This window comes from Sphingobium sp. HWE2-09, from assembly GCF_035989265.1.
In the GTDB taxonomy this organism is placed as follows: Bacteria; Pseudomonadota; Alphaproteobacteria; order Sphingomonadales; family Sphingomonadaceae; genus Sphingobium.
Window position 1 is genome coordinate 1,534,079 of the sequence record NZ_JAYKZX010000003.1, and the last position, 13,943, is coordinate 1,548,021.

Sequence of the window (13,943 nt, forward strand, 5' to 3'; positions counted from 1 at the left end):
GCCCTGAAAAATCCTCGCCCCTTTCCGGAGAGAGAATATGAAGCCTTACCGGCCCAGCCGGTTAGGCGAAATTGCAGGGGGAGCAGCGCCCCTCCCTTCCTTCCCCCTTGGGGGAGAAGGATACGCAGCCTTAGCCCGCAAGGCTTAGGCGAACTCGGATGAGGGGGCACAGCCCTGCCCCTCCACCGCCACCACTCGCGCCAGATCCTGCATCGGATGCGTCACCAAACTCACCTCCACCAGTTCCAGCCCCAGCAACTCCCGCGGCCCCTTCCCGCGCGCCTGCCGCACGCGATAGCCGAACGACAGCCCGTCCAGCGCGCCCGTCGCCAAAGCCGCTGCCGCCTCCCGCCCAGCCGCCGTCCGCCGCGACACGCGTCCGATCACGCGCAGCCCTCGCTTGTCCTCCCGCGCCGCCTCGACCACGCCGATCACGCTGCCCGGCCCATGCTGCCACAACAGCGGCACGCCGCCCGCGTCGATCGCGCCGAACGCCCCCGCCCGCACCACATCCCCGCCCCGGTCCACCCGGTCGAAAATCGCCGCATAACCGGCAAAGCGCACATCGCTTTTCATCCTCACGCCTTTCACATTCGCCGATTTGCGTCGTCATTCCGCTCAGGGTGAGCCGAAAATGGTGCTTTTCGAGAACCGGCGCGCAGCGTGCTTGATGCACGTGAGCACCGGAAGCGCAGGAAAGTGCCGTTTGCAGGCCGCCCAGGGCGGAATGACGGCACAAGTCATGTCCGCACCAGCCCCAGCAACCCCACCTTCACCGCGATCCCCAACAGCAGCAGCGCCATGGCGATCCGCACGGCCCAGCCGATCACCGCCCCGCGCGCCGCCTTCTTCGCGTCGCGCCAGGCGGACAGCAATTCGCGCAGCTCCCGCATGTCGGCCTCCGCCCGCCGGTCCGCCAGCCCCAGCCGCTCCAGCGCCCGCCCCGCGCCCAGTTCGCTCGCCTCCTCGATCAGCGCACGGATCGTCACCATGTCGGCAGCGCCCGGCCCGCCCTGCGCCTGCGCCACCAACCGCGCCAGCATCTCCTCTTTCATCCCCGCCTCCTTCCCTTCGCGCACGCCTGCGCCTATCTGGCGCCCATGCAGCGCACCCATCGCAAAATCCTGATCCTGCTCATCCTGGTGATGCTCGGCGCCCTAGCCTGGCATTTCCACCTGTTCCGCGCGGGCGACTGCCTGATGCAGGGCGGCCGCTGGATCGCCGACGGCGGCTTCTGCCGCCTAGACAGCCTGGCCCGCCCGCCGGAATAGAGGATTTTCGCGCGGAGCCGCGGAGAACGCGGAGCAAAACGAAGCCGCCAAAGGCGCCCTCATCACTCTGTCTTCTCCGCGCCTCCGCGCGCGCCTCAATCCCCAACATCGCCTTCTTCTCCTCCGCAGAAAGGAAATCCGCCGCCGCCACCCGCTCCCACAGGGCCGCCCGCTCGTCCGACAAGGCCGGCACCGCATCCAGATCCGCCTCAATCCCCAGCTCCGGCCACCAATCGTCCAGCCCCTGTGCCAGCGCGCCCGCAATCTTCGCCACCAGCGGCAGGATCGTCTGCCGCCACAGCGCCTTGTTCGCCTCGCGATAATTGGCGTAGCTATTGTCGCCGGGCAGCCCCATCAGCATCGGCGGCACGCCGAACGCCAGCGCAATCTCCCGCGCCGCCGCCGCCTTCAGCCCCACGAAATCCATCTCCGCCGGGGTCAGGCTCATCGACTGCCAGCGCAGCCCGCCTTCCAGCAGCATCGGGCGTCCCGCATTCGCGGCGCCCGCAAAGGCCACCTCCATCTCGCGCTTTACCCGCTCGAACTGTTCGGGGCTGAGCACCGATCCGTCGTCGGGATCATAGACCATCGCCCCGCTGGGCCGCGCCGCATTGTCCAGCAACGCCTTGTTCCACACGGTCGCCGCATTGTGGATCGCCACCGCGCCCGCCGCCGCGCCGGTGCAGCCCAACCCATAATGATCGTCCAGCGGATGCAGCGCCTTGATATGCAGCACGCCCGTCCGCCCCGCCCCGTCCTGCGGCGACAGGCGCGTCACGCTTTCCCCCACGCGATAGAGATAGGCCGCGGGCCACCCGCGCGCATCGGCCTCCACGCTCACCCGCTCGGGCCGCAGCGCGAACAGTTCGGCGGGCATCCCGTCCGCCCCAGCGATCACCTGGACATAGGCATTGCCGTGCAGCAGCAGATGGCAGGCCAGCGTCTCCACCAGCCCCTGCCCCGCCGAAGCCCGCCCCACCAGCGCCAGCACGCGGCCAGCCTCCGCGATCCCGCGCACCTTCAACACGGTCGCCCCCGCCCCCTCGGACACCAGCCGCATCGCCCGCTGCGCAATGGCATTGCCCATTACCCCCGCGCGCAACTGCGCCTCGTAACTGGCGGGCCACTCCCCCAGCGCCACCGCCCCGGTCCCCCACGCCCGCGCCAACACCGGCCGCGCATCCGCCTGCGCCGCTTTCGTCCCGAACCATTTCATCGCCCATCCCCAAACGCAAAAACCCTCTCCCCGTGGGGAGAGGGCTAGTGAAGGTTGGCGGCGCAAGCCGCCTACCGAAACTGGGAGAGGGGGTCTTACCCCGCCCTATCTATTGCGCGCCAGCACCCGATCGCAGGTCGAATTGGTGCCCTCGCTCTTGCCGATCACCCGGCCCGCGACCGCGCCGGCGCCCGCGCCCAGCAACGTCTCGCCCAGGCTGCCACCCGCCAGCAAGCCGACGCCCGCACCACCGGCCGCGCCGATCACCGTGCCCTTGTCGCGCCCCTTCTTGCCCTGCAACAGGCAATAGCGCACATCGTCGCGATCCCGCGGCGCAGCCCGCGCCACCCGCGCGCGGTCCTTGCTGTTCAGGCTGGCCGCCAGCACCGGTGAGGCCGCCACGGACAGTCCGACGACCGCCGCCAACATCATGGCCATCTTCATCACACGCACTCCATCTTGTCCTATTCAGATGGCGCGAAAACGAACCGGCCCGCGCGCGGGTTCCGCCTGTCAGTCCACCCGCGAAACGAAATCTTCGACCGGCCGCCGCACCTTCTTCTGATCGACCAGCCAGTCGCCCGCATCGGCGCGATAGCCCAACGGCATGATCGCCACGGATCGCAAACCGCGCGCCCGCAAATCCAGGATCGCGTCCAGCGCATCGGGGTCGAACCCCTCCATCGGCGTCGCGTCCACTTCCTCGAACGCCGCCGCCGTCAGCCCGATGCCCAGGCCGATATAGGCCTGCCGCGCGGCATGCTCGAAATTGGTCTGCGCGTCACGCTGCGGATAGCTGCCCAGCAATTGCTGACGATAGGCCTCGAACCCTTCGTTGCGGACCCCGCGCTCGGCATTGACCAGGTCGAACATATGGTTGATCCGATCGGCGGTATAATCGTCCCACGCCGCAAAGACGACCAGATGCGACGCATCCACCACCTGCGCCTGGTCCCACGCGATCGCCCGGATTTTTTCGCGCACATCCCTGTTGGTCACCACGATCAACGCGAACGGCTGCAACCCGCTCGACGTCGGCGCCAACCGCACCGCCTCCACTATGCGCGCCACCTTTTCGTCCGGCACCGCCTTGTCCGGGTTCATCTTCTTGGTGGCATAGCGCCAGTGCAATCGGTCGATCAGCATGGAAATATCCTCTGGATAATGATGCGCCGCCCATAGGCGCGGCGCGTGACGCCCCCATGTAAAAGGCTCGCACCGGAAATTGAAGGTTTCCTATCAAAACTAATTTCGCAACCAGCCCCCCAATCCTCCCCGCGCACAGCGTGGGGAGGGGGACCGTTCGCGAAGCCAATGGTGGAGGGGAATGGCGCAACGCCGCGCGCATTTCCCCCTCACATCCCCCGCACCCGCGCCTCGCCCCGCTTCCCCAGCATCAACTCGCTCAAAGCCCACACCAGCGCATCGGCCCGATCCGGCGACCGCCCCGGCCCGACATAGCCGCCCCCCGCGATCAACCCGCACATCTGGTCCTCCAGCTCGGGAAACGCCCCGCGATGCATCACCCGCCCCGCCTCATATAAAGCCGCCACCGGCTCGGCCCGCGCCGCTTTCCCCCGCGATGCGTGAACCAGCTTCACCGGCATCTTCTCCTCCGCCGCGCGCAGCACGCTTTCCACCATCGCCCCGCCATTATTCGCTTCGGCCACCACCCGGTCCGCGCCATGCACCAGCGCGGCGGCCGCGACCGCCCGCGCCCAGCCTTCGGGCGATTGCCCGCCCACGCTGGCGTCTGCGATCACATAAGCGCACCCGTCGCCACCCGTCCCGGCCACCACGATTCCGCATGCGTCACCGCCAGCGGACGCAGGCGGATCGACCGCCACCACCACGCGCGTCAGCACGCCCGGCACATGCGCCACCCGGCACCGCTCGATCAGGTCGCGCGACCACAGCGCGCCCTCCACCTCCTCGATCAGTTCGCCGTCCAGTTCCTGCCGCCCCAGCCGCGTGCCGCCATAGCTGGCCGCCATTGCCGCCACGAAGCCCGCCGCCAGATGCGCCGCATTCTCTTCCGTCCGCCCCCGCGTCACCACAACGTCATCACCGTCGCGCGCCACCAGGCTCCGCACCAGCGGCACCGGGCGCGGCGTCGTCGTCGCCAGCAGTTGCGGCCGCGCGCCCAATCGCAATCCCATCATCAGATTATGCCAGGCCGCCTCGCCGCCCGCCCATTTGGCGATCTCGTCGGCCCAGCCATGGCTGAACTGCGGCCCGCGCAGCCCCTCCGGCTCCGCCGCGCCAAACAAAGTCGCCATCGCGCCATTGGGCCAGGTCAGCCGCCGCAGCGCGGGCGCATAGGCCGGCCTGTTCCACCACGGCGCGACCGACAACAGCCCCGACACCCCCTCCACCATCACGCTGCGCGCCTCGCCCAGCGTCGCGCCCACCAGCGCGATCCGCGCCTGCGGATCGGCCTCGGCGATCATGCGCACCCATTCCGCCCCGGCCCGCGTCTTGCCAAAGCCGCGGCCCGCCATCATCAGCCAGATGCGCCAGTCGCCATCGGGCGGCAGCTGCGCCGACCGCGCCAGATAACGCCACTCATGCGCCAGCCGCTCCGCCGCCCCCTGGTCCAGCCGCTTCAACATCGCCGCCCTGGCCCGGCGATCTTCCCCGGCCAGCCATTCCTGATCCGAAACCAGCATCGCCCTCCCCCAAAAACCGGCGCCAAACGCAAAAGGCCGCCCGAAGGCGGCCTTTCCAAAAATCTCCGCGTCTCCGCGCCTTTGCGCGTCCGCGCGAACCCATCCTATTTCCGCGCCGCCATCCCCCCGAATGTCACCAAACTCTCGGCCCCATCCTTCGCCACAGCCGCCACCCCGATAAAATGATCATCGACCACGATATCTTTCAGCACCACCTCGGTCCCCCCGGTCACGACGCGGCTATCCGTCCAATCCTGCGCATCCGCCCGCCGCCAATAGACCTTATACCCCGCCGCGCCCGGCACCGCGTCCCAGAATACCCGCGTATCCATCGACAGCGCGCCATCCAAAGACACGCTCCCCGGCGCCCCCGGCGCATCCGCCAACTGCCGCAGCGCCGCGACATTGAGCGCCGTCACCTTCGCCAGATAGGGAAAATCCATGCCCTCGACCGTATCGCCATAGACACGCCCGTTTTCGGTCCGCAGATCCTGATGCTGCCGGTCGTAATTTTCGATCCCCACCGAAAAGCGCACCGCCGGAAAGCCCAGTTCCAGGAACGGCGAATGATCCCCGCCCCGCCCGAACCGGTCGAAGCGCCGCACCGCGAACACGTCCAGCCCGATCTGCGGATTACCCTGCGCAATCCCGTCGATCCTCTTCGCCAGCGCCCGCGACGGCCCGTCATCCTCGCCGCCGATCGCGCGGCGCGTCGCATTGGCCTTGGCATCGTCGGCAAAGCGTATCCCTTCGGAAAACACCCGCACGCGGTTCGCGACGATCTGGCCGTTCTGGCCCACTATATTACCGACGATATCGTTGTTCAGCATTGCCCGCACCTGCCACCCGCGCGCCTTGGCCGTTGCAGCGAGCAGCTTCGCGCCCCACAGCCCCTGTTCCTCGCCGGACAGCAGCGCATAGACGATCGTGCCGTTAAACTTTTCCCCGCCAGCACCCGCGCCGCCTCGATCACCAAGGCCGTGCCCGACGCATTGTCGTTCGCGCCCGGCGCATCGCTGGTCACGTTCATGACATCGGTCACGCGGCTATCGATATGCCCCGCGACGATCACCACCTGGTTCGGATCACCGGTCCCCTTCTGGATCGCCAGCACGTCGACCACCTCGACCCCGTCCGGCGCGCGCGGCCCGGTAAAGCGGTCCGCGATCGTCTCGACGCTCAGACACCCGCCGCAGCCCTTGGAAATCTTCCCGAATTCCGCCGCCCCCCACCGCCGCGCCGCGCCGATCCCGCGCTTGGGGTCCGTCGCCGACGACAATGTATGCCGCGTCCCGAAACCGACCAGCTTCTCCACCGTCCCCTTCAACCGCCCCGGATCAGGCGCCCCCGTCTGCGCAGCGGCCGACCCGGCGACGAAAGGAAGCAGCGCACAGGCCGCAGCGAACGGGATCATCTTTGTCATCCCCCCGGTCTAACAGCCGTCATACGACTGTAAAGCTGCGAAATCCCTCGCACCTGCACAATAGAAGTCACTATAGATCAAACCCTTATTCCCTTGACGACCGACCTCGTCCAAAGGCACCATTATAGTTGCCAGCTCGGGGGCGAGCTGAGTCTTTATACGTTGGGGGTTCATCATATGAAATTCGTCGCCAGCGCCCTTTTGGGCGCCTTAGCCTGCACCTGCGCGCCATCCGTCGTTGCGCAGGTGACGGCTGCACCGGCTGCGCCGGTCGCCACCATCATTACATCGTCGGGCGGCAACGTCCTGCGTGCAGGCACGCAAATCCCGCTTACCATGGCCGAACCGCTGACCACCGAAGGCAAGAAGCTGCGCGTGGGCCAGCGCGTCCAGCTGCAAGTAGCAGAAGCGGTATCGCTGAACGGCCAAACCGTCATCCCCGCAGGCAGCCCGGTGACTGGCGAAATCACCGACGTCCGCAACAAGGGCATGTGGGGCAAGTCCGGCCATATCACTGGCCGCGTCCTCTACGTCCGCGCCAATGGTAATCAGATTCGCCTGACCGGCAGCTTCGATGACAAGGGCACGACCGGCACCGCCGGTGTCGTCGCCGCCATCGCCTTCGTGCCGATTGCAGGCTTCATCACCACCGGCACCAGCGCCCGCATCCCGCTCGGCGCACCCGTCACCGCCTTCCTCGACGAAGACATCAGCGTCGCCTTCGCCGCCGCTCCGGCCGCGCCTGCCGCCATCCCGGCCGCAGCGCCCGCCATCGCACCCGCCGCGCCCGCCAAGCCGGTCGTGACCAAGGCCTCGCTGGTCGATCCCACGCTGGAAGTGAAAGCCAACTAACAGCCAAACCACACAACACTATACTGTTCCCCGGCGAAAGCCGGGGTCCAGGGTGTCTTGAATCAACTCACGAGACTCCATCCCAAAGCCGCGTCAGGAAACCGCAGCGCCACGCGCCACGGAGCCTATCACAGCCCCGCCCGCGAAACCCCTCAATAAGTCCGGCTCGTTACCTTCGCCGTGCCGTCGCTTAAAATCTGGATCAGATGCGCGCTGTCATTGCTGCACTGCGCTTTCCAACCGCGCACGCCATGGCTGATCTCCGCCCGGGCCAACTCCGTCACGCTGGGGCAGGCCGCCCCGCTCGCGCGGATCGCCTTTTCGAACACGCCGTTGCGCAACGTCTCGTCCAGCTTCGCCACCTGCAACGCCGCGCCACTTTCCGGCGCCTGCACATTGCCCGCCGCCGCCCGATCGCCGTCCCCGCCATCGCCGCAAGCCGCCAGCGCGCCGATCAGGCCCAGCATCATCAACCGTCGCATCCTGCATCTCCCTATCGTCTCGAACCGCCCGTTTGCGCGCCTCGCCGCGACAAGGCAATGGCCGTCCGACCCGATACAGGCCGATCCGCCCCGACAAAAAAGACCCCCCATGTCGCACATGGAGGGTCTTCATAACGTATCAGCTAAGGCGCGCTTACTTCTCGCCATTATCCTTGACGCCGACGGTCGGCACTTCGACCTCTTCGGTCTTGGTGCCCACCACGACCGCCTTGGAATCGACGTCGACCTTGGGCAGCGATCCGCCCTTGACGCTGACTTCGGGCACGTCGCCGCCGGTCACATCCGCCTTCCAGAAACCGGTCGCGAACAGCACGCCGACCACGACCAACGCCAGGACCACGATGATCGCGACCGTGCGCCCGGCGCCGCTTTTCTTGACGACAACGCGATCGCCATAGGGATCGTTACGGACTTCAACCATCTGCTCTCTCCTCCACCATTTTGGTGATCGGTCGAACGGGCTTAGCAACAGTTTGTTCCGGTTGAGAAACGCTCGCAACAATAGGCTACCCGCTCACGTCCCCGTCTCGGCCCGTCGCTTTCGGATCGCCCCCAGCACATCGGCCACCCGCGCGATCGCATCGGGACTATCGGGCCGCCCGGCATCCATCTGCGCGGCACGGCGCTTCTCCATCCGGTCGCGGTGCAGCGTCAGCAGCCGCAACGCCACCGTCAGGTTGCGCGTGCGCTTGACCTTGCGCCCCTTGACCGCGCCCTCGCCGTCCAGCGTCAATTCCTCCACCTCGCTGCCGAACAGGACTTCGCGCATCAGCAACGCCTCGATCTCGGCATAGCCCACGTCCAGCGCCTCGTCCCACGCATCGGCAAAGCCCGCATCCGCCCGCCGCCGTCGATAGGCGCTTGCCCGGCATGCGCCCGCCACCCGCGCCGCCTCGCTCACATTGCACGTCTCCGCCAGCGTCTCCAGAAACAGCTTCTCCGTCTTCTTCGTCCAGCCATCCGCGCGCGCCTTTGCCTTTTGCGCTCGCGCCATCCCGCCCACATGCTGCCGCCGCGTCACCAGAGCCGTGCCAGCCCCCACCCCCGCATTCGCCATTCCCCGATCCCCCGACCAAAGCCCCCAAGCAAAAGGGCCGATCCTTTCGGACCAGCCCCTTATCGTCGCCGCGCCATCACCGCGTTGGCGACTTACATTTTTCCACTGTGCCAATCTCTGCCAGATCAGCGTGACGATGTCAATCAAAATGTTCCAGATAGGTTATTTATTCAGCAAACCCTGAATTAGCGGCGCTTCCGCCGCCAAAGCATCCGCTACGCTCGACCGCGCCTTCACCCGGTCCAGCCACGCCGCGACTCTGGGCCAGCGCTCAGCCGTCAGCTGGTCCGACACATAACCGATATTGATGATCGGGCAGGCCGCCGCCAGATCTGCCAATGTAAAGCGATCCGCCACCAGCCAGCCACTCATCGGCAGCACGCTCTCCAGATAATCATAGAGTTTCGGCATATCCTCGACCTCCGCCCGGTCCGCCGCCGCCAGGTCCGGCTCCCGCTTCATCGCCTTGGCGACCGCGCGGTTGAAAAAGATCTTCTGCCCCGCCGCCTGCACCACCGTGTCGCCAAATTCCTCATACCATATCGTCCGCGCCCGCGCCCTGGGGTCGGCCGGGATCATCTCCTCGCCGGGATGCAGGGCATCCATATAGGTGACGATCGCGGTCGAATTGCACAACAGGAAATCGCCATCCTCCAGCACCGGAATCTTGCCGAAGGGCGACCCTTTCATATAGCCCTCCGCACCCCGGCCGAACCCCGCCGTCTGCACCTCGACATCGATCCCCTTTTCCGCGGCAAAGACGATGACCTTGCGCACAAAGGGTGATGGCCGCGCACCATGAATGATCATTGCTGTCTTGCTCCTGTCGTCAGGTCGGGCCGGTTGGTTCAGGATCGGCACGATGCCAATTCAGTATTAAAATGCAACTATTTTTAAGCCGCTGCCGCCGCAACCGGCAGGAACGGCGCGATCACCCCCATCACCCGCGCCACGGTGTCGGCCTTCTCCCCCACCGGCGCGACATAGTCGATCACGTTTCGCGCCGCGCCGACGCCCGCCCCCATCGCAATCGCCCAGGCGCTCAGATAATGGGCCGCCATACATCCCCCGGCGGTCGCGACCCGGCCATGCGCCACGAACGGCGCGTCGATCACCCGCACGCCCGCCTCGATCACCCAGGGCTTGCTGGTCATGTCGGTGCAGGCAGGCAGGTCGCCGATCAGCCCCAGCCGCGCCAGGATCAGCGCGCCCGAACATTGCGCCCCGATGATCTGCCGATCGGGGTACAGCCTGATCCGCGCCATCACCCCCGCATCCGCCGCCACCTCCCGCGTCCGCACCCCGCTGCCGATCAGCACGACATCCGCCTCCGTCGCAAATTCAAGCGGTTGCTGCACATCCACCCGCACGCCGTTCATCGACGTTAACCGCTCGCCCGGCCCGCACATCGCCGCCCGCCAACCCGGCACCCGGTTGAGCAGCGCCAGCGCGACGAAACTGTCCAACTCGTTGAACCCATCGAACGTCAAAACCGCAACCCGCATCGCCGCCTCTTCTAAAAGCCTTCGTCATTGCGAGCGCAGCGAAGCAATCCAGGGCGCGCCAGTGGATTGCTTCGCTGCGCTCGCAATGACTACATCCATAAAGGATGGGACAGCCCACCGCACGATCCGCTCGCGCGCAATTGGCTATGGTCAGAATTGCGGCCCGGACACCCCCGGCCCCAGCCTCTTGGGCTCCGGCCGTTCGGACCTCGATCCAGCCCCGTCCTCATCTCCGGCCCCGGCGTCCGGCTCCGGCCCAGCCCCGCCCGGCACCATCGTGCGCGTATAGTCGATCCGTATCCGCACCCAGCTGCCCACCATCGGCTTGCCGTTGACGCGCGGCGGCCGCACCAGGAATTGCCACGCCGCAAGCCTGACCGCCTTGGCAAAGCCCGACCCCATCGGCGATTCGCCCAATATCTGGCAGTTCTCGACATGATAATGGTCGATCGTCTTGCACGCGACCAGGCCATAGCCGCGCGGCGGCGCATTATTGGGCAGATAGGTCGACAGTTCCGCATGAGTCGGCCGCCGATACCATTCCGCCTCGAACAATTGCACGCCGCCCGGCCCTTCGCCCGGCCCGGCCACCGCCGCGCTGTCGCCCTTGCCCGCTCCGCCGCCCTGCGCCCCCTTGGGCATGTTGCCGATATCGGCCGACGCCATCTGCTCGCGATTGAGCGTCAGGAACGGAAAGGGCGATGGCGACTGCTCGGCGGGTTTTTCCACGGGCACCGGCGGGCGCACCACCGGATCGGCCTGTTTCTGCGGCGCAGCGTTGGTCTGCTCGCGCTTTTCCGCCTTCTCGGCCTTGGCCTGCGCCTGCTCGGTCTGCTTGCCCGTTTCCACGTCGAACGTCACCGGCAGGCGGTCGTCCTGCTTGGGCGGCTCCATGTTCGGCGACAGGGTGAACAGCGCCAGCAGCAGCAACAGGTTCAGCACCAGCGCGAACGCCATGCCGCCCGCGCGCTGCCGCACCTTGGCCCAGGGAATGGTGGGGATATTCAAATGCGACGACCGGTCCGGATAGTTTTGCGGGTCATGCCCAGACGGCGCGACACAGTCAACGCCGTAGGGCTTTAGCGCGGAGGCGCAAACACCAGCAAAACCGCTGGCGACCCGAAACGATCTCGGCTAGGTCGCGCCCATGCTCACGCGGCTCTACCAATGGACCCTGGCCAAGGCGGCGCATCGCCACGCCGAACGCTGGCTTTTCGCCATCAGCTTCATGGAATCGAGCTTCTTCCCGATCCCGCCGCACCCGCTGCTGGGCCTTATGTGCCTGGCCCGCCCGGACAAGGCGATCCGCTTCGGTTTCATCTGCACGCTGGCGTCCGTATTGGGCGGAATGCTCGGCTATGGCATCGGCCACTTCCTCTATGAAGCCGTCGGCCAGCAGATCCTCGAAGCCCTCGGCCTCGCCGCCAAATTCCCGGTCGCGGCCTGCTATCTGCGCGATTACGGGGCGGAAATCATCCTGATCAAGGGCGCGACGCCCATCCCGTTCAAGCTGATTACCATCACGGCAGGCTTTATCGGCCTGCCGCTCTTCACCTTCCTGTGGGCCAGCATCGTCAGCCGCGCCTTTCAGTTCATGTTGGTCGGCTTCCTGTTCTGGAAATTCGGACGGCCTATCAAGGCGTTCATCGAAAAATATCTCGCCTGGCTCTCCGCCCTGTTCCTCGTCCTCATCGTCGGCGGCTTCCTTGCAGCCTCGATGCTGACCGGCGGCGGCAAGAAGGACGATAAATGCAGCCACGCCACCATGGCGACGATCCGCTGACCACGCCCATGCGCGCGCTACTCGCCATCCTGTCCACCCGCCCCAAACTGGTCGCCCTGCTGGCCGGGTTCGTCTCCGCCACCGGCTTCGCCCCGCTCGACCTCTGGCCGCTCACCCTCGCCTGCCTCGCAATCCTGATCGTCCTGATCGAACACGCCCCCGACCGCCGCGCCGCCTTCACCCGCGGCTGGCTGTTCGGCCTGGGCCATTTCACTTGCGGCCTCAACTGGATCGCCCACGCCTTCACCTTCCAGGACTCGATGCCGCACTGGTTCGGCTATGGCGCGGTAATCCTGCTGTCGCTCTATCTGGCGGTCTATCCCGGCCTGGCGACCCTGGGCGCATGGTGGCTATCCCGTCACCCGGTGCTCCCGCGAAGGCGGGAGCCCAGCCCCGCCGCCTCGACTGGGTTCCCGCCTTCGCGGGAACACGCTGCGCCGATATTCCTCCCCCTCCTCCTAGCCGCCACCTGGCTCGCCACCGAATATCTCCGCGCCACCCTCTTCACCGGCTTCGCCTGGAACCCGCTCGGCGTCACGCTCCTCCCTACCGGCATGGCCATCGCAGCCACCCTGATCGGCACCTACGGCCTGGGCGCGCTCACCATCCTCGCCGCCGCCGCCCTCCTGCTCGCGCTGCGCCGCCAGTTCCGCCTCGCCGCCACGATCGCCGCCCCGCTGGCCGCCCTCGCCCTCTGGGGCATCCTCTCTCCCGCGCCCCAGACCCCGCCCGGCGCCCCGCGCATCCGCGTGGTCCAACCCAATATCGGCCAGGACGAAAAATACTCGCCGCAACTGGAACAGGCGCATTTCCGCACCCTCGCCACCCTGTCCGGCACGCCCCGCCCCGCCCCGCGCCTCATCTTCTGGCCCGAAGCCGCCATCCCCGCCTATCTCGACCTCGAACCCGAATGGCGCACCCGCCTCGCCAACCTGCTCAGCCCCGGCGACCTGCTGATGACCGGCGCAACCAAAGTCTATTTCAAACCCGATCCCGAAAGCCGCTTTGGCGAAACCAAGCTGGCGGGCGCCAACAACAGCCTCTTCATCGTCACCCCCGACGCTCGTCTGCTCGGCCGCTATGACAAGGCGCATCTGGTCCCCTATGGCGAATATCTGCCGATGCGCGCCTTCCTCCAGCCGCTGGGCCTTTCCCGCCTCGTGCCGGGCGACGCCGATTTCTGGCCTGGCCCCGGCCCGCAAAGCCTGCCCCTGCCCGCCACGCTGGGCCGCCCGGCGCTCAAGATGGGCGTGCAGATCTGTTACGAGATCATCTTCTCGGGCCATGTGGTCGACGCCGCCAACCGCCCCGCCTTCCTCTTCAACCCGTCCAACGACGCCTGGTTCGGCAGTTGGGGACCGGTCCAGCATCTCGCCCAAGCCCGCCTGCGCGCGATGGAGGAAGGCATCCCCATCATCCGCTCCACCCCCACCGGCGTCTCCGCGATCATCGACGCCCGCGGTCAGGTCGTTCACGCGCTCGGCCTCAATCGCGCCGGTTTCCTCGATTCCGGCCTGCCCTCCGCGCTCCCTCCCACGCTGTTTGCGCGGCTGGGCAATTGGGCCCCCGGCCTGCTGATGCTCATCCTGTTGGGCGCGGCCCTTGCGTCGCGTCGAGGCAAAAGCTAATAGGCACATAAAGTTTTCTTTATGTCCTTTCGTCCG

At 66.9% G+C, this 13,943-nt stretch carries 14 protein-coding genes and 2 pseudogenes; 3 read left to right on the plus strand and 13 right to left on the minus strand.

Features of this window, described 5'->3' with window-relative positions:
• Nucleotides 1–144 precede the first annotated feature (144 nt).
• The 7 genes and pseudogenes from U5A89_RS12820 to U5A89_RS12850 all read right to left on the minus strand — a co-directional run bounded on the left by U5A89_RS12820 (nt 145) and on the right by U5A89_RS12850 (nt 6,579).
• A complete protein-coding gene (locus tag U5A89_RS12820; protein WP_338161477.1) occupies nt 145–576 on the minus strand; it encodes an HK97 family phage prohead protease in 432 nt (143 codons plus the stop codon).
• Nucleotides 577–740: 164 nt separating this feature from the next.
• A complete protein-coding gene (locus tag U5A89_RS12825) occupies nt 741–1,055 on the minus strand; it encodes a DUF6127 family protein (protein ID WP_338163048.1) in 315 nt (104 codons plus the stop codon).
• 313 nt (nt 1,056–1,368) lie between these two features.
• Nucleotides 1,369–2,487: pseudogene (locus U5A89_RS12830) on the minus strand (phage portal protein); the annotation flags it as partial.
• Between the two features lie 105 nt (nt 2,488–2,592).
• Complete coding sequence (locus tag U5A89_RS12835) at nt 2,593–2,931, minus strand: hypothetical protein (protein ID WP_338161478.1); 339 nt, start codon at nt 2,929–2,931, stop codon at nt 2,593–2,595.
• A gap of 69 nt (nt 2,932–3,000) precedes the next feature.
• Complete coding sequence (locus U5A89_RS12840) at nt 3,001–3,633, minus strand: NAD(P)H-dependent oxidoreductase (protein ID WP_338161479.1); 633 nt, start codon at nt 3,631–3,633, stop codon at nt 3,001–3,003.
• Between the two features lie 209 nt (nt 3,634–3,842).
• Nucleotides 3,843–5,156, minus strand: coding sequence for a DNA-packaging protein (locus U5A89_RS12845; RefSeq protein WP_338161480.1), 1,314 nt, complete (start codon nt 5,154–5,156; stop codon nt 3,843–3,845).
• 104 nt (nt 5,157–5,260) lie between these two features.
• Nucleotides 5,261–6,579: pseudogene (locus U5A89_RS12850) on the minus strand (M28 family peptidase).
• A 177-nt stretch (nt 6,580–6,756) separates the two neighbouring features.
• On the opposite strand from U5A89_RS12850, the gene U5A89_RS12855 reads away from it, so the two are divergent.
• Nucleotides 6,757–7,431 carry a hypothetical protein gene (locus U5A89_RS12855; protein ID WP_338161481.1) on the plus strand — a complete coding sequence of 225 codons (675 nt, stop codon included), beginning with the start codon at nt 6,757–6,759 and terminating at the stop codon, nt 7,429–7,431.
• A gap of 152 nt (nt 7,432–7,583) precedes the next feature.
• Here the strand turns inward: U5A89_RS12855 and U5A89_RS12860 are convergent, their stop codons facing one another.
• From U5A89_RS12860 to U5A89_RS12885, 6 genes are all read right to left on the minus strand, one after another.
• Nucleotides 7,584–7,913: a hypothetical protein gene (locus U5A89_RS12860; protein WP_338161482.1), complete on the minus strand. Its 330-nt coding sequence runs from the start codon at nt 7,911–7,913 to the stop codon at nt 7,584–7,586.
• A gap of 154 nt (nt 7,914–8,067) precedes the next feature.
• A complete protein-coding gene (locus U5A89_RS12865) occupies nt 8,068–8,355 on the minus strand; it encodes a hypothetical protein (RefSeq protein WP_338161483.1) in 288 nt (95 codons plus the stop codon).
• A 93-nt stretch (nt 8,356–8,448) separates the two neighbouring features.
• Nucleotides 8,449–8,991: a hypothetical protein gene (locus tag U5A89_RS12870; RefSeq protein ID WP_338161484.1), complete on the minus strand. Its 543-nt coding sequence runs from the start codon at nt 8,989–8,991 to the stop codon at nt 8,449–8,451.
• A 162-nt stretch (nt 8,992–9,153) separates the two neighbouring features.
• Nucleotides 9,154–9,801: a glutathione S-transferase family protein gene (locus tag U5A89_RS12875; RefSeq protein WP_338161485.1), complete on the minus strand. Its 648-nt coding sequence runs from the start codon at nt 9,799–9,801 to the stop codon at nt 9,154–9,156.
• A gap of 83 nt (nt 9,802–9,884) precedes the next feature.
• Nucleotides 9,885–10,496 (minus strand): DJ-1/PfpI family protein, encoded by a 612-nt coding sequence (locus tag U5A89_RS12880; RefSeq protein ID WP_338161486.1) that lies wholly within the window; start codon nt 10,494–10,496, stop codon nt 9,885–9,887.
• Between the two features lie 150 nt (nt 10,497–10,646).
• Entirely contained in the window at nt 10,647–11,453 is an 807-nt protein-coding gene (locus tag U5A89_RS12885) for a hypothetical protein (RefSeq protein WP_338163049.1), read from the minus strand.
• Nucleotides 11,454–11,643: 190 nt separating this feature from the next.
• Here U5A89_RS12885 and U5A89_RS12890 point away from each other — a divergent pair, with 190 nt between their 5' ends.
• Complete coding sequence (locus U5A89_RS12890) at nt 11,644–12,279, plus strand: YqaA family protein (RefSeq protein ID WP_338161487.1); 636 nt, start codon at nt 11,644–11,646, stop codon at nt 12,277–12,279.
• Between the two features lie 8 nt (nt 12,280–12,287).
• Nucleotides 12,288–13,907 (plus strand): apolipoprotein N-acyltransferase, encoded by a 1,620-nt coding sequence (gene lnt, locus U5A89_RS12895; RefSeq protein WP_338163050.1) that lies wholly within the window; start codon nt 12,288–12,290, stop codon nt 13,905–13,907.
• Nucleotides 13,908–13,943 lie beyond the last annotated feature (36 nt).